Here is a 19,040-nt window from a genome sequence, read left to right as displayed (position 1 = left end):
CGCAGCCCATGATCACGTCCTCGATGGCCGCCGGATCGAGATCCGGTGCCCGCGCCAGGAGCGCCTTGAAGATATCCGCGGCGAGGTCGTCGGGCCGCACGCTTGCCAGCGCGCCGCCGAACTTGCCCACCGCCGAGCGGACCGGATGACACAGGTAAACGTCTCTCATGCATCCTCTCCCGAGTGGTGACGGTCGGTTCGTGCCTTCAACTCACGCAGCACCTCCAGCTCGCGATCCGAGGGCTCGGGCGTGGTCTCGAGCTGGTCGGCGAAACGAATCTCCCAGCCGGTGGCTTCCTGGACCTGCTCTGCCGTCACGCCCGGATGCAGCGAGGTCACCACCAGCTCCTTGGTGTCGGGATCGGGTCGCATCACGCACAGGTCGGTGATCACCCGGGTCGGGCCCTTGCCGATGTTGGGCACACCGTCTCGGCCCTTGCCGTCGCGTCCGAAGCCGAGCGTGGTGACGAAGTCCACCTCACTGACGAAGGTACGCTTGGAGTGCTTCAGGGTAATGAACACTTCGCCGGCGTTGGTGGCGATCTCCGGCGCTCCGCCACCGCCCGGCAGGCGTACCTTGGGTGCCGTATAGTCGCCGATCAGCGTGGTGTTGAGGTTGCAGTAGCGGTCGATCTGCGCCGTTCCCAGGAAGCCCACGTCGACCTTGCCGCCCTGCAGCCAGTAGCGAAACATCTCGGGGACCGAGACGGTCGTCAGCGCGGTTTCGCACAGCTCGCCATCGCCAATCGACAGCGGCAGTACATCGGGCTTGGTCTGCAGCGTACCGGATTCATAAATCAGCACCACATCCGGCGCGTGGGTCAGGCGGGCCAGGTTGGCCGCCTCGCTGGGCAGGCCGATGCCGACGAAGCAGGTGGTGCCGTTCTCCAGCGCCCGCGCAGCGGTGACGGTCATCATTTCCGCGGAGGTATAGTTGCTCATCAGGATTCTCCTCCCGCTTCAAACACGTTGGTCTTGAGCCAGTCGTTGAAGGCGTCGCGGTCCCGGGCGATGGCGTCCCATTCCTTGTAGAAACGGTTGTTACGCGGGTAGTAGCCGTGCGCATAGGACGGATAGGCGCCCTTTTCGGCCACGGCGATGGCATCGATGGCCCAGCCGGGAATCACGCAGGCATTGGGGGTGGCGCCCAGGTCATCGACGATTTCCTCGACGGTGACGATGCTGTGCTTGGCGGCCAGCACGGCTTCCTTCTGTACGCCGATGATGCCCTCGACGAGTACGTTGCCCTTGCGGTCGGCGCGCTGGGCATGAATGACGCTGACATCGGGGCGGATCGAGGGCACGGCGGCCAGACGCTCACCCGTGAACGGGCATTCGATGAACTTGATCTGGTCGTTGACCTTGGGCAGATCACTGCCGATGTAGCCACGTAGCACCGCCAGCGGCAAGCCAGCGGCACCCGCCTCGTAGGCGCAGGCCATGGTGGCGTGACTGTGCTCGAGAATCTCGACCTTGCACGGATAGCCCTTCTCGACCGCATCGCGCAGGCGATGCAGCGACCCCACACCGGGATTGCCACCCCATGAAAAAATCAATTTCTTCACGCAGCCGGCCCCGATCAGCTGATCGTAGATCAGATCGGGGGTCATGCGGATCAACGTCAGGTCGCGCTTGCTCTGACGGATGATCTCGTGGCCTGCGGCAAACGGAATCAGGTGGGTAAAGCCCTCCATGGCCACGGTGGCGCCGTCCTCGACGTAGCGCGCCACCGCGTCATGCAGGCTGAGAAATTCGGCCATGGGTCTTGCCTCTCTCAACGCTGTCGTTCCCAACGCCTTTGTTCGCATTGTGAACACTGGTTTGTGATACGAACAAAATTACCTAGGATTGGCGTCGGCGTCAAACCGCTAAAAAAGCGGGCCGGAGAGTGAAGCCGGCCCTGCCTGACAGGCTCACCTTAATGAAAACAACAGCTTGCTAACTATCTGAGCACGTTCAGGGCCCGCTCGACCTGCGCCAGACTGCTACCAATGTATAATTCCGGTCGCACCGCATCGCGTAGCGTCGCCTCGTCGACCTTACCGGCCACCTCGGCGTGTTCGAGCAGTACATCGGCATACGGCCTCCCCTGTACGCGGGCCGTCTCGGACGACTCGCGGGCGATGCGCTTGGCGGCGTCGCTGCCCACCGCCGGAACCAGCACCCGGGCGGCCGGCTCGGCCATAATCGCGCCGCCGGTCACCGCCAGGTTGCGCTGCATGGCCTCGCTATGCACTTCCAATCCATCGAGCAGTGCAGTCAGGGTTTCCAGCGCCCCCTCGAGCAGCAGCACGCTATCCACCAGCGGCGCCCACTCGGCATGCCATTCGCCCAGCCCTCGCTCCAAAGGCTGGGCGGCAGCGTTGGCAATGATTCCGGCATTGCCATGCACCTGACGCGCCGCGGCGCGAATGCGGGCACAGGCCACCGGGTTGCGCTTGTGCGGCATCGACGAGGACTCGCCGACACCCGCCTCGGCCGGCTCGCTGAGCTCGCCCACCTCGGTCTGACACAGTAGCGAGACATCGAGGGCAATCTTATCGGCACCGGCCGCCACGGCATCCAGCGCGCCGGCAAGCGCGAGGATCGGCTGGCGATCGGTGTGCCAGGGCAACAGCGGGGCGTTAAGACCAAGCCGCGCGGCCAGGCCATCCATCAACGGCAGGCCATGCTCGTCGAGCCCCGAGTGCACACCGACCGCCCCGCCCAGTTGCACGTACAAGCCGCTGGCCACGACATTGTCGAGGCGACGCTCGGCCTGGTGGAGGCCCCATAGCCAGTTGGCGACCTTGGCACCGAAAGTGATCGGCAGCGCCTGCTGCATCAGGGTGCGCCCGACCATGGCGGTACCGCGATGAGTCTGCATCAGCGTGCAGCCGGACGTCCTCGCCTGGGCCAGTAGCGACAGGCAGCGTTCCAGGCGCGGCTTGAGCACGAGCATCAGCGCGCTGTCGACGATATCCTGGCTGGTGGCGCCCTTGTGGAAATGACGCTTGAGCTCATCGGGCAGCGCCGCCTTGGCCTGCTTGACGAAGGGAATCGCGGCGTTGCCGCCCTTGGCGGTTTCCTCGGCCAGCGCCTGCATGTCGAACGCATGGTCATCGAGATGCGTCTGCAATGCCTTGACGGTTCCCTCGGGCAAAAGGCCGCGGGCCTCCTGTTCGGCCGCCAATGCCAGCTCCACCTCGCGCATGGCGGCCACTAGCGCCTGGGCACGAATGGCTTGCATGCCCGTTTCGCTCATGAAGGGCTGGCGCAGCAGCAGATCGTACATACAGTGTCTCCCTGAATCGTACTGTCCGAAAGTGCAATGGTGCACAGATGTTCGCTTAACGAACTCTATGCTAGAGTCATTTGTTGCATTGGAGCAACGTAACAATAAGGATGTCGCCGCAATGTCGACGCAACCGAAAGAAGAGACTCTGAGTCCTGATGACCGTGATTTCGTGACGGCGCTGGCCAGTGGCCTCGACGTTATCCTGGCCTTCGATAGCGACACGCCGCGCATGACGCTGAGCGAGGTCGCCGCCAAGACCGGCATGAACCGTGCCCGCGCTCGGCGCTTTCTGCTCACGCTTCACTCCCTCGGCTACGTACGCAAGCAGAACCGTCACTTCGAACTCGCGCCCAAGGCGCTGCAACTGGGTTATGCCTACCTGTCGGCCAACAACTACCGCTCGGTGATCCAGCAGCACCTGGAAGACATCACCCAGACGCTGGGCGAATCCTCATCGCTGGGGGTACTCGACGGCAATGAGGTCATGTACGTGGCGCGCTCCTCAGCGCCGCACCGATTGATGGCCATCACCCTGTCGATCGGTACCCGCCTGCCCGCCGTGGCAACCTCGATGGGGCGCGTGCTGATGGCCTACCTGGGCGACGACGAGCGCGAAGCGCTGCTCGCGAAGACCGAGCTGAAGGCTTATACCGAGCATACGATCACCGACAAGCAGGCCTTGCGCGACTGTCTGGCGGAAGTCCGCCGCCAGGGATACTGCATCGTCGATCAGGAACTCGATTCCGGTTTGCGCTCACTGGCGGTGCCGGCCTTCGATGCCAATGGCAAGATGCTGGGGGCCATCAACATCAGCACCAATGCCGCCCGCATCGACCTGGCGACCCTGACCGACAGTTTCCTGCCGTTACTGCAGGAGAAGACGCGCCAGATCCAGATGCAGGTAACCTGAATAGATAAATTTCTGGAACTAGGTTGTAGATTTCACTGCTTCACTATTTCACTACTTAATATAAAAGGAAGGAAGATTCGATGGCCGGAAGCCTGATCGAACGCACGCTCAATGTCATCGAGACATTGTCCAGCGCGGCCGACGGCCTGCCACTACAGGCGCTTGCCGATCAGTTGCAGATCCCTAAAAGCGCGGCGCACCGCATCTGCGCCGAGCTGATTCGCCTGGGCTATGTTCGTCAAGATGCACAGTCCCAGCGCTATCAGCTCTCTACCCGACTCGTTGCGCTGGGCTTTCGTTACTTGGCCTGTAGCGGTGCCAGCGATGCTGTGCAGCCGATTCTCGATCGCCTGGCCGAAGACACGGGCGAACTGGTACGTCTGGGCGTCATCGAAGGAAATCGCCAGACCTGGATCGCCAAGGCACAGGGGTCGCGCTCGGGGTTACGCTACGATCCCGACATGGGACGCGAAGCTCCGCTTCGCTATACCGCCTCGGGCCATGCCTGGCTGGCCAGCCTGGATAACGATGAGGCACTGTCACTTGTCGAACGTCAGGGCCCCGACGACCCGGACCGCTACGGGCCCAATGCGCCCCGAACCCGGGCCGAACTGATCGGCCACCTCGACCAGGCGCGCCAACGCGGTTATAGCTGGTTGATCGACAGCTCGTCCTTGGGCACCTCGGCATTCGCCGCTGTGATCCGCCATCCCGTTCAGGGGCATCCCCTGGGTGTGCTCAGCGTGGCCGGGCCAAGCGTGCGCCTGACCGAGAACCGCATGCACCAGCTTGCCCCGCTCGTGCTGCGTGCCGCCGAGGAACTTTCACAAATCAGCCAGTCCTCGCGACTCTTTCCCTGAACCGGTTTTCCACGGCCGGATATCTGCCCGCTGTCGTGTCTGGCGGGCTCCACTCGAATCCACTTGCCTGACAAGGACGTGCCGTGCTTGCCATCGTCTCGATAACCGCCCCTATCTTTCTGTTGATCGGTGTTGGCTACTTCGCCGTGGCGACTCGGCTTATCGCCAAGCCCCAGATACAAGGCCTGGGTGGATTCGTCATCAATTTTGCCTTACCAGCCCTGATCATTCGTGCCTTGATTCAGCGTCCGATAGAAGAAACCTTCAATGGTTTCTATCTGCTGGGATACGGGCTGGCCTCGGTCATCGTCTTCGGTGTCGCCCTGACGTTCGCCTTGCGCGTACGTCGCAAGTCACTCGATGTCGCCTCGCTTTATGCCTTGGGCATGTCCGGGGCCAACAGCGGTTTCATCGGCTACCCCGTCGCCGCGCTGGTGGTGGGCTCCCCGGCGGTCATTGCCATGGCACTCAACATGATCATCGAGAACCTGCTGATCATTCCGCTGGCCCTAGCCTTGGCCGAAGTGGGCTCGCAAAGCGGGAGCTCGTTCGGCACTGCCATTCGCCAATCCATGAGTCGCCTGGGTCGCAACCCGATCATCATTGCCATACTGATCGGTGTGGCCATCGCCATTCTCGGCGTGCCTCTGCCCGCCCCGTTGTTCAAAGCCATCGACATGATGGCGGCCGCCGCTGCGCCTACCGCCCTGTTCGTGATCGGTGGCACGCTGTATGGATTACGAACACGCGGCATGCGCAAGGACGCCAGCCAAATCGCCTGCGGCAAACTGGTCATCCACCCGCTGGCTGTTCTGCTGGTGTTCATGGCGCTACCGGATTTCGATCCGGCCCTGGCGGTGGCAGCCGTGGTCTTCGCCAGTGCCCCGATGCTCAGCGTCTACCCCATCTTCGGCCAGCGCTACGGTCATCCGGAGTTATGTACGGCGGCCCTGATGGGGACGACACTGGTCTCGTTCGTTACCATCAGCGCCCTGCTCTGGATCGTTTCCACCTTCGAGTTGTTTGGCTTCGCCGGATAAGCGAAAGATCGGCAGGCAAAATTTCGCTTATCGTACTTTTGTCCGTATTGCGCAATATGGAACGTTGTTCTAGATTACCCCAAAGCGTTTCGAATCTGGACCATACGGATGACTGGCCAGGCGAGACCCAATCCCAGGGGATACCGCACATGAGCGAGACATCGCTTGATTACGATCTGGTCGTGGTCGGGTCCGGTGCCGCCGGCCTGTCGGCAGCAGTCACCGCCGCCTACCATGGCCTCAAGGTATGCATCGTCGAGAAAGACGAGGTGATGGGTGGCGCCACTGCCTGGTCGGGTGGCTGGATGTGGGTCCCTCGCAACACGCTGGCGCAACGCGCGGGCATCCATGAAGACATCGATACGGTACGCACCTATCTGCGCCACGAACTGGGAGACCGTTACGATGCCGCACGCATCGACGCCTTCCTCGAGGCCGCGCCGCAGATGGTGAGTTTTTTCGAAACGCATACTGCCCTGCAGTTCGCTGACTGCGGCGCACCGTCGACGAATACAATGTGCATGCCCGTCAGGGCAAAGACCCGAGCTTTGGGCGAGGCTCGACGCCCTACAATCGCAAGCAGGGCGACCCAGCGCAGCGGCCCAACCCCTGTGTCGCCCCGCTCGATGAGGGCCCCTACTACGCCGTAAAGGTCGTGCCCGGCAGCTTCGGTACCTTCGCGGGGCTCAGGACCAACCAACACGCCCAGGTACTCGACGCCTCACTTAACCCAATCGCCGGGCTTTACGCCGCCGGGACCGACATGGCCAGCATCATGGGTGGTTATTACCCAGCGGGCGGCGTCAACCTGGGGCCAGCCATGGCGTTCGGGCATATCGCCGGCCTTCACGTCGCCGGCCAACGCTGAACAAGGATAACGAGGAGCCGCATGCCGACACGCTCTTTTTCCCTGGCCGCTCTGACCGTCCTGGAGCTCTCGCCACCCGACATGGTCGAGGTCGCCGCCCGGGCCGGCTACCAGCAGGTCGGGCTACGCTTGGTCCCTGCGACGCCAGACGAACAGCATTTTCCGCTCGTTGCCGATGCCGCGCTGCGCCGGCAGACATTGGCCCGTTTGCATGACACCGGAATTCAGGTACTCGACATCGAGATCCTGCGCCTCAAACCCGAATCCCGCGTCGAGTCCGACTTCGCCCGCGCGCTGGAGATCGGTGCCGAACTGGGCGCCAGTCAGGTACTGGTCGCAGGCAATGACGACGACGAAGCCAGGCTCACCGACAACTTCACCGGGCTCTGTGACCTCGCGGCCGGCTTCGGTCTCAACCCACACCTGGAGTTCATGCCCTGGACCGGCGTCAAAAACCTCGAGCAGGCACGGCGTATCGTGACTGCCGTCGCCCGACCCAATGCCGGCCTGCTGGTCGATGCCTTCCACTTCGACCGCTCGGGTAGCCACCTTGACGACTTGGCCACCATTCCCGCCGGGTGGATGCACTACGTTCAGCTATGCGATGTCATTGGCTCACGTCCCGACGATATGGCTGAAATCATACGCCAGGCCCGCCAGGAGCGCTGTTTCCCCGGTGACGGCGACATCGATCTCGAGGGCCTACTGCATGTGTTGCCCAGCGATGTTCCACTGAGCCTGGAAATACCCACCCAGGCCCTGCGTGAACGTGGCGTCAGCGCTCTGGACCGGGCGCGCATGGCTCTGGAAAAGACCCAACGGCTACTCGGCTCCCTCTCTGGTTGAACACGTCGCCCGATTGACGCCTCACCATGAAACCGCGTAGCGTTAGCGAGTTAACGGCCTTCCGTAACCTGCCGCCTGCATGACAATGGGACCGATTCCCAAGGAACCTCATGGCCAATGGAACCGTGGCAGTGCATAACGACCGTCCCCTGTTGGGCATCGGCTTCATGCTTCTCGCCGGATTGCTCTTCGTCCTGCTCGACTCGATGGCCAAGACCCTAGGTCAGGACTATTCCTCGGTGCAGGTGGTCTGGGCACGCTTTACCGGCCATGTGGCGGTCATCGCCCTGTATCTTCTTTATCGCGGTGGTGCCGGCAAGCGCCTGTTGATCTCCGAGTCGGTCCCGGGCCAGTTCCTGCGCGGGGTGATGCTGCTGGCCGCGAGCACCTTCGCCTATACTGCGCTCGCCCAGCTGCCCCTACTGCAAGTGCATGTGGTCAACTTCACCTCGCCACTGCTGGTCACCGTACTGGCGGTACCGCTGCTCGGTGAAAAGCTCGACATCAAACGCGGTATCGCCGTGCTGCTCGGCTTCAGTGGCGTAATCGTCGCCATCGGCCCTACCGACTGGCGCAGCGATCCGGTGCTGCTCTACCCCTTCGGCATGGCTTTCTGTTTCGCGCTCTACCAACTGAGCACGCGGCGCTTCGGCCGCTCGGATGCCCCATTGACGTCGTTGTTTTATGCTGGCTTGGCAGGCGCACTGATCAGCAGCCTCGTCGTGCCTTTTTTCTGGACGCCGATTGCCACTCAGGATCTCTGGCTGTTCCTCGGCATCGGCCTGCTCGGGGCCGCTAGTCAGTTCGGCCTAATCCAGGCCATGCGCTTTGCGCCTGCCTCGCTGGCCTCTCCCTTCCTCTACGCCCAGCTCATCTGGTCATCGCTTTTCGGCTTTCTGCTGTTCGGCGATGTGCCCAGCCTAAACACCTATCTCGGCGCTATCCTTATCGTCGCGGCAGGACTATATATCGCGACACGCCGGCGCTGATATAAGGCATTTGGCGCACCCGAGACAGCGTGGTCAGTTCTGCATAAAGACAGCGATACTGCCGCCAAACGACAAAAACCCCAACGACAAGGCTCTAGTTCAACACCAACCCCTCGATCAACTTTAGTTGCATATAAACAAATCGCATTGCCGATCACTGGAAACTGATTTCCCTGAAAAACTCATTTACCCGAGACTGGAACCCGAAAACTTATAAGCCCTTTCTATACCCGAAGAGGGAGGATTTATTTTATATCGCTAAAAATCACAAGCCTGCCTCACGAACATCTTCTTTGATTTTTTAACGATTGAGACTTTTGGAGGAATGACTTCTCAACGAACTGTCTGCATAGTTAAACAGCTTTGCGAATATTTGTTCGCAAAGCGAACATTATAAATAACGCTTAGCTCCTACAATAAGTTCAAGGAACCCTCGATGTTCAAACTCAATAAAATAACGGCCTGCATTCTGCTCTCTCCTTGTTTTTTCGCCACGCAGGCGCATGCCTTCGATGTCGTCGAAGCGGGACAACCCCTGGTGACCGGCGAGCCTAGCCGCGTCGGCCCGCCCTGGAACCATCGCACGACGATCAACATCCCCGGCACCAAGACCGACATCGCTTTCGGCGGTTACGTCAAACTGGATGCAACATACGATTTCGATTACGACTTGAGCGCGCCCTACGACGCAGGAACCGATCCTTTCGCACTGCTCAATCCCAATAACGAGACCGATGGCCGTACACAATTTACTGCCTACGAGTCGCGCCTGAACTTCCGTACGCATACTGCGACTGACTACGGCAAGCTCACGACCTTCCTCGAAGGGCATTTCATGCCCGCTGGAGATTTCGGTCTGCGCCACGCCTATGGCGAGCTCAACGGCTTCCTGGCCGGCCAGACCTGGTCGAACTTCATGAGCTTCGTGGGTGGCACACGCACGCTCGCGCTCGGCGATCCCAAGGGCTACTCGTTCGACCGCAACCCACAGATTCGCTACACGACGCAGCTCGGCGCAGGCGCCTTGTCGTTCTCACTGGAAGATTCCGAAACTGTCATTGCCCGCCAGGCCGATGGCTTGACGAGCACCGAAAGCCAGCTGCCCGACCTGACAGTACGCTACGAGTACAAGCGGGCTTTTGCGCTGTCCGGGATGGTTCGCGAGCTAGCCAGCAACGGTAATGTGTCTTCCGTGGATGACAACGCAACCGGCTACGGCGTGCAGGCACAAGCCAGCCTGCCGCTGGGGGCGGCGACCAAGCTAAACGGTAGCGTGACCTACGGTAGCGGCATTGGAAACTACATGGGCAACCCCGGCAATACCGGCCACCGCAATGCGCCCGATGTCTATCTGGAAGACGGTGAGCTGGAAACGATCGATACATTGGGTTTCGGGGTATCGCTCAACCACAACTGGACGGCCGACTGGTTCAGCTCCATTGGCTACTCGCGCCTGACCCAGGACCTGCCTGACGATGGCGCTTACGATAATAATTTCGACACGGTCGACTATGCCTTTGCCAATGTCATGTGGGACGTGACCAGCCGCACGATGCTCGGCCTGGAGTATCAGTATGCCGACGTCGAGAACGTCGCTGGCGAGTCCATGGATGCCAGCCGCCTGATGGCAAGTGCCCTCTTCCACTTCTAAGGCGAGCGCTGTTCTCGACTGGCTTTTCGATCCTTGCACTGGCCCCTTCGGGGCCAGTTTTTTGCTTCCTCTCAGTACGCCGATGCCAAGCAACGGCTCAATGATGACAGCATTGACCGATGCCCAATCAGGCATCACGACAGGGAGACAGTGAGGTAGGCGGAACCGAAAGCGGGGGCGCTAATGCCCCCGGCTCGGATTGACTGAAGAGTGTGGCCTAGCTAGGCAGAATCACACGAGACGAGGGTGTGCTGGCGTAAAGCTCGTCAATCAAGTCCGGATAGCTTTCGCGGACCTGGCGTTGATTGACGGAGCCTTTGTCCGTCACTTCGCCTTTATCGAACGAAAGCGAAAAATCGAGTACCAGCAAGCGTTCCAGGCGCATGGAACTCGACTTACCCTGGCGATGGGCAGCCAGCCGGTCAGCCAAAAAGGCATGCAACGGCGCGCTATGCGCCAGTGTCGCCAATTCCTGGTCGGGTTCGGCAGCCAATTGCTGGGCACAACCTGCAGGATTCAGGACCACCAACCCCGTCAGGTACCCCTGCCCCTCGCCAATGATGACGACGTCCTGCACGGCAGGGGCAAGCGCTTCGATGACTTGCAAGCGCAAGACCCCGACATTGACCCAGGTTCCCGTTATCAGCTTGAAATTCTCGCTGAGCCGTCCATCGAAAATCAGGCCTTGCTCGGGCCTTTCCGGATCGATGAAACGCATGGCATCACCGGTACAGTAATAGCCTTCTTCATCGAAAGCGTCGGCAGTCTTGTCCGGTGCCCGCCAATAGCCGGGAGTCACGTTGAGGCCCTTGAGACGCGCTTCCCATTTATTGCCGGATGGAACGAGCTTTACCTGCATGCCCGGTACCGGCCGGCCCACCAGGCCGGAAATGGCCGAGTCGTCATCGGTACAGAACGCCAGGCAGGCCTCCGTCGAGCCCAGTCCCGTCAACATCGGAACACGCTGACCCGTCGTGGTACGCCCCAGGTCATCGAGCGTGTCTCTGACATGCGCCGGCAGCACGGCGCCTCCGAAGTGCAGCATTTTCAGGCGCTTGAAGAAGGACGACCTCAACGCCTCATCATCGCGCAAATAATCGGCCAGCGCCTCGAATCCCTTGGGCACGTTGCAATAGAAGGTCGGAGAAATCTCGCGCAGATTGTCGACGGTCCTCAATACGCCCTGAGGTGTTGGGCTGCCATCATCGATGTAGAGCGAACCGCCATTGTGAATGGTCATGCCTAGAATCGTGTTGCCACCAAAGGTGTGGTGCCAGGGCAGCCAATCCACCAGCACTGGCGCTTGTCGTTGCAGAAAGGGCAGCTGTTGTACCAGCATCGCTTGGTTGCTGCACAGCATGCGCTGGGTGTTGATGACAGCCTTGGGCATGCCGGTCGATCCGGACGTGAACAGTAGCTTGGCCACGCTGTCGGGCGACACGTGAGCGTGAGCCTGCTCCACCTCTCCCTCATTGACAGGCGTGTCGGCGAGAGCAGCGAAAGACTTGGCACGCGCCGAGGCCAGCGACGATACGATAGTCATCTCTTCACCACAGACCGCTTCCAGAGCGGCTGCAAAACGCGCCTCATCATCCACGAAGACCATGCCTGGCGTTATCAAGTCGCAGACGTAACGCAACTTGGCGTAGTCGCTGGCCAGCAGGGCATATGAGGGAGATACCGGCACATAGGGTATTCCCACGTGCATCGCTGCACAGGCCAGCAAGGCATGGGGTATGTCGTTGCCGGACATGACCATCAATGGCCTGTCGACGGACAAGCCGTGATCGAGCAGCGCCTGGGAGAGTCTCATCACCAGCGGCATCGCTTCGGCGAACGTCAACGTCTTCCAACGACGTTCCTCACCTTCTCGCTGAGCCAGGAAAATACTGTCCGGGCGTGCTTCGGCCCAATATAGAAGATTTTCGGTAATGCAGCGTGAATAGCCATCGACGTCACCGCCGCTCAGCCGATAGGTCGCAACCTCCCCGTCCCGCTTGGTGCGGTCATCCAGCGTTCTGCCATTTTCAGGCAACATGGCGTACTCCATCGAAAATTTTTGGCTTTATGCCCCGATGCCAGTGCCGTTTAGTTATAAACTCCAACTATCTATCTTGCTAGAATACCCAGGTGAGACTTTAGGCTAAGCGGCATCAGGCTTCTGCCATCTCGGCGTGCTGGCCTGCCGATAAAAAGTTATGTATATCAACGAAACGAATGAAACTCTGTGAGGAAGTAACCGCTATGCAACCTTCCGACAACGAGCCCGCGATCCGCCAGGCGGCACTCGAAGACACCGACACTGGCCCCGTGGACGGCCTGGTACTGGAGGAACGCCTTGGCTATGCCCTTCGCCGTGCACAGCTCAAAGTCTTCAAGCACTTTGACGAAGCCATGCGTGAACACGACATTCGCCCCGCGCAGTTTTCTTCCTTGGTGGTGATCGAAGGCTATCCCGGCGTGACGCAATCCAGCCTCGCCCAGACCCTGGCCATCGATCCGCCCCGAGTCGTCAACCTCGTCAACAGTCTCGAGGAGAGGGGCCTGGCCATGCGGGTTCGTTGCAAGCGCGACCGTCGCTCGCACGGCATCTTCCTCACCAAGCAGGGCGAAGCTCTCGTCGACAGGCTCAAGGAGCTATCGAGACAGAGCGACCTGGCGGCAACCCAGGCCCTAAGCGAGATCGAGCGGCGCCAGTTACTCATGTTGCTGCGCAAGATCTACAGTCCTGCCGACAACGTGGACTAATCCTTTAGCCGCAATTCGCAGCGATTTGTCGCTTTCCGGCTTGCAAGCGTCAGGCAGGAAATTTAATTATACAAAGCAACTAATCACAACGTGACCGATTCGCTGCCCCAGCCTCACAAGGTGGTCAAGAACAATCATGAGCGGTTCAACGATGACACAAAAAGCCGACACGACATCCGTGTGGCGCCTCCTGGAAAGGTGCTGCCAAGCTGCGGCCGTTCTCGGCGGTCTATTGATCGCAGCGCTAGCCATCATGACCGTATGCAGCATCGCCGGACGATGGATTGCCAGCCTTCCCTACCTCAGCGCACTACCTGGACTCGACTGGGTAGGCCCCGTTAGCGGGGATTACGAACTCGTCGAAATGGGTACGGCAACGGCGATCTTCCTGTTCCTGCCGTATTGCCATCTCCGCGGCGGCCACGTCACGGTGGATCTGATCGTCATGCATGCTCCACGCATCGTTCAGCGAGCCACGGCAGTGATAGCCGAGGTCCTGTTTACGCTCGTCTCCGCCATCATGACCTGGCGCCTGTATCACGGCCTTCTCGACAAGCAGCGCTACATGGAAACCAGCATGCTGCTGGGCATCCCGCTATGGTGGGGCTACGCCGCCGGCATTGTAGGCTTCGCCCTGCTGACCCTGGTATGCCTCTACCGCTCGTTCGCGTCTCTTCGCGCAACCCCTGACAGCGACACCCAAGTAGGAGACGCCTGATGACACCAATGACCTTGGGCGTGGGCGGCTTCGCCCTGCTACTCACGATGATGGGAGCACGGATTCCTATCGGCCTGGCCATGCTAGTCATCGGCGCGGCCGGCTCCATGCTGATCATGGGCCCGATGGGCATCCTGAACGGCCTCAAGACACTGCCCTACGAACACTTTTCCAGCCATACCCTGTCGATCATTCCGCTCTTCCTGCTGATGGGCCAGTTTGCCGCACGCGCCGGGCTCTCACGCAGCATGTTCCAGGCGGCCAACGACTGGCTGGGGCATCTCAGGGGCGGGCTAGCCATGTCGACGATTGGCGCTTGTGGCGCGTTCGGCGCCATCTGCGGCTCCTCGCTGGCGACGGCTGCCACGATGACCCAGGTTGCGCTGCCCGAAATGGAACGCCAAGGGTATCGCGGCAGCCTGGCGACGGGGTCACTGGCCGCCGGCGGCACGCTGGGCATCTTGATTCCGCCCTCCGTCGTGTTGGTCATCTATGCCATTCTCGCCGAACAGAACATCAACGAGATGTTTGCCGCCGCGCTGGTGCCCGGCCTGTTCGCTGCGCTCAGTTACATGCTGGCAATCTCAGTGTTCGTGCGCCTTTTCCCTGACAGCGCCCCCAGCAAGCCCAAGACGCCCATGGGTGAGCGACTCCGCTCACTTATCCGGGTCTGGCCTGGCGCCGCCATCTTCATTCTCGTCATCGGCGGGATCTATACCGGCATTTTCACGCCGACCGAAGCCGCTGCCGTGGGCGCCGTCGCCACGGGGGCACTGGCTTTCATTCAGGGCGGCCTGCGCTGGGACGGATTGCGGGACTGTCTGCTGGAGACGGCCATCACCTCCGCCATGATCTTCTTCATCGTGTTGGGCGCCAGCATCTTCAACAGCTTCCTGGCCCTGACGCAGCTCCCGCAGATGACCGCCGCCTGGATCGTGGGTCTGGAGATCAGCCCCTGGATCATCCTCGCGGGGATTCTGCTCTGTTATCTGGTGCTGGGATGCTTCATGGACAGCCTGTCGATGATCCTGCTGACCGTACCCATCTTTCTGCCCATCATGGTGGGCATGGATTTCGGCATGCCCGCCGCCGACGTCGCCATCTGGTTCGGGGTGCTGTCGCTGGTGGTCGTGGAGGTCGGCATGATCACTCCGCCGGTCGGCCTGAACATCTTCATCATCCACTCCATGGCGCCCCGCGTCCCGCTGATGGAAATCTTCAAGGGCATCCTGCCCTTTCTGGCGGCGGATATCGTGCGGGTCATCCTGCTCGTTTGCTTTCCGGCGATTACCCTCTGGTTCGTTTATTTCCTGTATTGAGGAGTGCCCGACATGCCCACTGCCGTCGCACAACGCTACCCCACGCTGGAATTCGTCACCCGCCTGCAGGTCGAGGTCGACTCGCCGCTGGAACTGGGCCTGGCCGCGGAAGGCCGCCGTCGATTCATTCCCATCACCGGGGGCAGCTTTTCAGGCCCTGGCCTGAGCGGGCGTATTCTTGCAGGCGGCGGAGATTGGCAAACGCTACGCGAAGACGGCACTGCCGTCCTCGAGGCGCGCTATTTCCTGCAAACCCATGAAAGCGACCTTATCGAAGTGACCAACACCGGCTATCGGCATGCTTCACCGGCTATCATGGAGCGCCTTCTCAACGGAGAAATAGTGGCGCCTGACGAATATTATTTCCAAACCACGCCTCGTTTGCAGTCAACCAGTAAAAACTACGACTGGCTTAACAGAACGATATTTATCGGCGATGCCGAAAGAATGCCGGACAGCGTTATCGTCAATCTGTTTGCGGTCAACTAATACAATAACAATATAAAATCGACGGAGAATAAAAATGCACAAGCACACCCTGAAAAGACTGTCAGCGAAGACACTATTCACGCTAATCCTGTCCTCGTTATTTGCCCTTCCGTTATCCGCCCAAGCGCAAGAGGAAAGTTATACGCTACGACTACATCACTTCTTTCCGCCTTCCGCTCCCGTCCATCAACACTATTTCATTCCCTGGAAGGAGGCGATCGAGAAAGAATCGGGCGGCCGTTTAAACGTCGAACTCTTTCCGGCGATGCAGTTGGGCGGCACGCCTCCCTCGCTCTACGATCAGGCAAAGGATGGCCAGGCGGATATCATTTGGACGGTGCTCGGCTACAATCCGGGCCGGTTCCCCAAGGCGGAAGTCTTCGATCTGCCTTTTCTCCCGACCAGCGGCGCCGCAACCAGCCAGGCTGCGCACGAGTACGCCATGCAACACATGCAGGACGAACTCGCCGGGGTACACCCCATCGCCGTGCATACCCATAGCCCTGGCGCCCTACATACCAAGGACGCGCCCATCGAGTCGCTGGACGACGTCAAGGGGCTCAAGATCCGCGGTCCTAGCCGGCTGGTCAACGAGTACCTGTCCCAGCTCGGCGCGCAACCGATAGGCATGCCGGTCGCCCAGGCGCTGGAAGCCCTGTCCCGCGGCGTACTGGATGGCACGGTGATTCCTTTCGAAGCGATCACCGCCATGGGACTGGCCGACATCACCACGGAACACACCACATTCAGCGGAGACCGCGCCCTCTATACCACAATGATGATCGTGGCCATGAACCAGGCCAAGTACGATGCGCTGCCCGACGACCTGAAAGCCGTCATCGATGCCCACTCGGGAATACAGGAAGCCTACAAAATCGGCCAGATCATGGATCGGGCCGATCTCGAACAGATCCACAAGATACAGAGCGGCGAACAGCCTGGCACGATCCATCGCCTGAGTGGCGAAGAGACCCAGCGCTGGCAGGCCATCGGCCAGGATGTCGTCGATGGGTGGATCGCCGAGGCCGACGAGGCAGGGCTCGATGGCCAGCAACTGTACGACGATGCCAACCGACTGGTGCTGAAATATACCCGCAACTGACGACACGTCCGCGCCGGCACCCTGAGCCGGTGCACGTCAGTCGGTTTCGACCAGGCCGGCTCCCAGGGCCTTCAACGCTTCCTTGAGATGACGCTGAAACATGACACGCTGCTGCCCGCTCATGGTCTCCATCATGCAATTTTCCAAGGCGATGACCGCCCTGTCGCATTCCGCGAGTACGCGCTGTCCTTCGCCGGTCATGCTGATCTGGATGATGCGCCCGTGGTTGGGGTCGGGGCAGCGTTCGACGAGGCCTTTCTGCTCCATGAGCTTGACCATCTCGTTGGCCGCCTGGGGGGATACCAGCGATTTGTCGGCCAGTTGGGCATTGGATAACGGGCTGCGCTTTGCCAGTACCGACAACGCCGTGTACTGCTGCATGGTCAGGCCAAGGGGACGCACGGCATCGCCGATGTGCTTGCGTAGCGCGCGGTCCAAACGGCCTATCAGGTACGCAACGCGAGGGCTCTCTTCGTCCTGATGGGGATGCGGGTCCTGCGCTTCGGAGCGAGTTCCGAATTGTCTGGGCATGGGGGATTTTCCTCTTTTCAAGCGCAGAGTAGCGCACTAGTATAGATCAGGTAAACATCAACCTACTTGATACTAAATTGGCAGGTAACTTTATGACTGACTACACCAATCGCTGGGAAACCGTAAAGGTCGACGTCGAAGACGGCATCGCCTGGGTCACCCTGAACCGTCCGGCCAAGCGCAATGCCATGAGCCCCACGCTCAACCGCGAGATGATCGATGTCCTGGAAACTGTCGAGCTCGACCAGGACGCGCACGTGCTGGTGCTCACCGGTGAAGGCGAGGCGTTCTCCGCCGGCATGGATCTCAAGGAGTATTTCCGCGAAATCGATGCCAGCCCCGAGATCGTCCAGGTCAAGGTCCGCCGCGATGCATCGACTTGGCAATGGAAGCTGCTGCGCAACTATGCCAAGCCGACCATTGCCATGGTCAACGGCTGGTGCTTCGGTGGCGCCTTTTCGCCGCTGGTGGCGTGCGATCTGGCGATCGCCTCGGACGATGCCGTTTTCGGCCTGTCGGAAATCAACTGGGGCATTCCTCCGGGCAACCTGGTCAGCAAGGCCATGGCCGATACGGTCGGTCACCGTCAGGCGCTCTATTACATCATGACCGGCGAAACCTTTACCGGCAGTCAGGCCGCCGATATGGGACTCGTCAACCGCAGTGTGCCTTTGGCGCAATTGCGCGAGACCACGCGAGAGCTGGCGGCGACATTGCGCGAAAAGAACCCGGTCGTCCTGCGCGCTGCCAAGATCGGTTTCAAGCTATGCCGTGAACTGACCTGGGAACAGAACGAAGAGTACCTGTACGCCAAGCTGGATCAGGCCCAGTTGCTGGATCCGGAGCGTGGCCGCGAGCAGGGCCTGAAGCAGTTTCTCGACGACAAGAGCATCAAGCCAGGGCTGGAAAGCTACCGCCGCTGATCGGCTTATCCCCTTCGCGAGACGCTGCCTGACGGATGCCCGGCAGCGTCGCCCAACAACCGCATCCGCAGGAACCGGAGTACTCCAATGAACCTCGAACTCTTGATCGGTGGCCAGTCGCGGCCAGCCCAGGAAAACGCTGATTTCGACCGCGCCAACCCGCTCAGCGGTGAGACCGTCACCCGCGCGGCGGCCGCCTCCGTCGACGATGCCCGCGCCGCCGCCGACGCCGCGGCGCGCGCCTTCCCGGCCTGGTCGAAGACCGGCCCCGGCGAGCGGCGCATGAAGCTGCTCAAGGCCGCCGAACGGATGGAAGCCCGCCAGGCCGACTTCATCGAGCGCATGGTCGACGAGACCGGCGCCACGCCGGGCTGGGCCGGTTTCAACGTGATGGTCGCCGCCGGCATGCTGCGCGAGGCCGCGTCACTCACCACGCAGATCAACGGCGATATCATCCCCTCCAACGTGCCCGACAACCTGGCCATGGGCGTGCGCGTACCGTGCGGCGTGGTGGTGGGCATCGCGCCGTGGAACGCGCCGATCATCCTCGGCACCCGGGCCATCGCCACCCCGCTGGCCTGCGGCAACACGGTGATTCTCAAGGCCTCGGAGCAGTGCCCGGCGACCCATCACCTGATCGGTGAGGTGCTCGTCGAGGCGGGTCTCGGCGACGGCATCGTCAACGTGATCACCAACGCGCCGGCCCAGGCCGCCGACGTGGTCGGCGCGCTGATCGATCATGCCGCGGTGCGACGCATCAACTTCACCG

At 60.8% G+C, this 19,040-nt stretch carries 20 protein-coding genes and 1 pseudogene; 15 read left to right on the top strand and 6 right to left on the bottom strand.

Features of this window, described 5'->3' with window-relative positions; translation table 11 throughout:
* The 4 genes and pseudogenes from MHM84_RS21075 to MHM84_RS21060 form a co-directional block, all read right to left on the bottom strand.
* Positions 1 to 169 (bottom strand): annotated as a pseudogene (locus tag MHM84_RS21075) (3-oxoadipyl-CoA thiolase); the annotation flags it as partial.
* Positions 166 to 942, bottom strand: a complete 777-nt coding sequence (locus MHM84_RS21070) for a CoA-transferase subunit beta (RefSeq protein WP_343218313.1) — start codon at positions 940 to 942, stop codon at positions 166 to 168. The pseudogene MHM84_RS21075 and the gene MHM84_RS21070, both read right to left, overlap by 4 nt.
* Positions 942 to 1,760, bottom strand: a complete 819-nt coding sequence (locus MHM84_RS21065; RefSeq protein WP_239268990.1) for a CoA transferase subunit A — start codon at positions 1,758 to 1,760, stop codon at positions 942 to 944. The genes MHM84_RS21070 and MHM84_RS21065 overlap by 1 nt, the downstream gene beginning before the upstream one ends.
* Before the next feature lie 182 nt (positions 1,761 to 1,942).
* Complete coding sequence (locus MHM84_RS21060) at positions 1,943 to 3,274, bottom strand: adenylosuccinate lyase family protein (RefSeq protein WP_239268988.1); 1,332 nt, start codon at positions 3,272 to 3,274, stop codon at positions 1,943 to 1,945.
* Positions 3,275 to 3,395: 121 nt separating this feature from the next.
* Between MHM84_RS21060 and MHM84_RS21055 the strand changes: the two genes are divergently transcribed.
* From MHM84_RS21055 to MHM84_RS21020, 8 genes are all read left to right on the top strand, one after another.
* The gene (locus MHM84_RS21055; protein ID WP_239268986.1) at positions 3,396 to 4,187 is read left to right on the top strand and encodes an IclR family transcriptional regulator C-terminal domain-containing protein; all 792 of its coding nucleotides are present in this window, start codon (positions 3,396 to 3,398) and stop codon (positions 4,185 to 4,187) included.
* A gap of 80 nt (positions 4,188 to 4,267) precedes the next feature.
* Entirely contained in the window at positions 4,268 to 5,047 is a 780-nt protein-coding gene (locus MHM84_RS21050) for an IclR family transcriptional regulator (RefSeq protein ID WP_239268984.1), read from the top strand.
* A gap of 83 nt (positions 5,048 to 5,130) precedes the next feature.
* Entirely contained in the window at positions 5,131 to 6,087 is a 957-nt protein-coding gene (locus MHM84_RS21045; RefSeq protein ID WP_239268982.1) for an AEC family transporter, read from the top strand.
* A 149-nt stretch (positions 6,088 to 6,236) separates the two neighbouring features.
* Entirely contained in the window at positions 6,237 to 6,737 is a 501-nt protein-coding gene (locus tag MHM84_RS21040) for an FAD-dependent oxidoreductase (RefSeq protein ID WP_239268980.1), read from the top strand.
* Between the two features lie 5 nt (positions 6,738 to 6,742).
* Positions 6,743 to 6,955, top strand: a complete 213-nt coding sequence (locus MHM84_RS21035; protein WP_239268978.1) for an FAD-binding protein — start codon at positions 6,743 to 6,745, stop codon at positions 6,953 to 6,955.
* A 21-nt stretch (positions 6,956 to 6,976) separates the two neighbouring features.
* A complete protein-coding gene (locus MHM84_RS21030; RefSeq protein ID WP_239268976.1) occupies positions 6,977 to 7,801 on the top strand; it encodes a sugar phosphate isomerase/epimerase in 825 nt (274 codons plus the stop codon).
* A 110-nt stretch (positions 7,802 to 7,911) separates the two neighbouring features.
* The gene (locus MHM84_RS21025; RefSeq protein ID WP_239268974.1) at positions 7,912 to 8,790 is read left to right on the top strand and encodes a DMT family transporter; all 879 of its coding nucleotides are present in this window, start codon (positions 7,912 to 7,914) and stop codon (positions 8,788 to 8,790) included.
* A 436-nt stretch (positions 8,791 to 9,226) separates the two neighbouring features.
* Positions 9,227 to 10,441: a DcaP family trimeric outer membrane transporter gene (locus MHM84_RS21020; protein WP_239268972.1), complete on the top strand. Its 1,215-nt coding sequence runs from the start codon at positions 9,227 to 9,229 to the stop codon at positions 10,439 to 10,441.
* Positions 10,442 to 10,658: 217 nt separating this feature from the next.
* On the opposite strand, the gene MHM84_RS21015 is transcribed toward MHM84_RS21020, so the two are convergent.
* Positions 10,659 to 12,479: a feruloyl-CoA synthase gene (locus tag MHM84_RS21015; protein WP_239268970.1), complete on the bottom strand. Its 1,821-nt coding sequence runs from the start codon at positions 12,477 to 12,479 to the stop codon at positions 10,659 to 10,661.
* Between the two features lie 206 nt (positions 12,480 to 12,685).
* Here MHM84_RS21015 and MHM84_RS21010 point away from each other — a divergent pair, with 206 nt between their 5' ends.
* The 5 genes from MHM84_RS21010 to MHM84_RS20990 all read left to right on the top strand — a co-directional run bounded on the left by MHM84_RS21010 (position 12,686) and on the right by MHM84_RS20990 (position 16,817).
* A complete protein-coding gene (locus tag MHM84_RS21010; RefSeq protein WP_239268968.1) occupies positions 12,686 to 13,189 on the top strand; it encodes a MarR family winged helix-turn-helix transcriptional regulator in 504 nt (167 codons plus the stop codon).
* Positions 13,190 to 13,340: 151 nt separating this feature from the next.
* Positions 13,341 to 13,907: a TRAP transporter small permease gene (locus MHM84_RS21005; protein ID WP_239268966.1), complete on the top strand. Its 567-nt coding sequence runs from the start codon at positions 13,341 to 13,343 to the stop codon at positions 13,905 to 13,907.
* Positions 13,907 to 15,226, top strand: a complete 1,320-nt coding sequence (locus MHM84_RS21000; protein WP_239268964.1) for a TRAP transporter large permease — start codon at positions 13,907 to 13,909, stop codon at positions 15,224 to 15,226. Before MHM84_RS21005 ends, MHM84_RS21000 begins: the two co-directional genes overlap by 1 nt.
* 12 nt (positions 15,227 to 15,238) lie before the next feature.
* A complete protein-coding gene (locus tag MHM84_RS20995; protein WP_239268962.1) occupies positions 15,239 to 15,715 on the top strand; it encodes a DUF3237 domain-containing protein in 477 nt (158 codons plus the stop codon).
* 34 nt (positions 15,716 to 15,749) lie between these two features.
* Positions 15,750 to 16,817: a TRAP transporter substrate-binding protein gene (locus tag MHM84_RS20990; protein WP_239268960.1), complete on the top strand. Its 1,068-nt coding sequence runs from the start codon at positions 15,750 to 15,752 to the stop codon at positions 16,815 to 16,817.
* 36 nt (positions 16,818 to 16,853) lie between these two features.
* Here the strand turns inward: MHM84_RS20990 and MHM84_RS20985 are convergent, their stop codons facing one another.
* A complete protein-coding gene (locus tag MHM84_RS20985; RefSeq protein ID WP_239268958.1) occupies positions 16,854 to 17,348 on the bottom strand; it encodes a MarR family transcriptional regulator in 495 nt (164 codons plus the stop codon).
* 92 nt (positions 17,349 to 17,440) lie between these two features.
* On the opposite strand from MHM84_RS20985, the gene MHM84_RS20980 reads away from it, so the two are divergent.
* Positions 17,441 to 18,271, top strand: coding sequence for a p-hydroxycinnamoyl CoA hydratase/lyase (locus tag MHM84_RS20980; RefSeq protein WP_239268956.1), 831 nt, complete (start codon positions 17,441 to 17,443; stop codon positions 18,269 to 18,271).
* Between the two features lie 87 nt (positions 18,272 to 18,358).
* A partial coding sequence (locus MHM84_RS20975) for an aldehyde dehydrogenase family protein (RefSeq protein ID WP_239268954.1) occupies positions 18,359 to 19,040 on the top strand: 682 nt, incomplete at its 3' end.

This window comes from Halomonas sp. McH1-25, from assembly GCF_022348165.1.
Lineage (GTDB): Bacteria > Pseudomonadota > Gammaproteobacteria > Pseudomonadales > Halomonadaceae > Modicisalibacter.
Note: the sequence above shows the minus strand (reverse complement) of the source record. Positions and strands in the feature narration are given on the sequence as shown.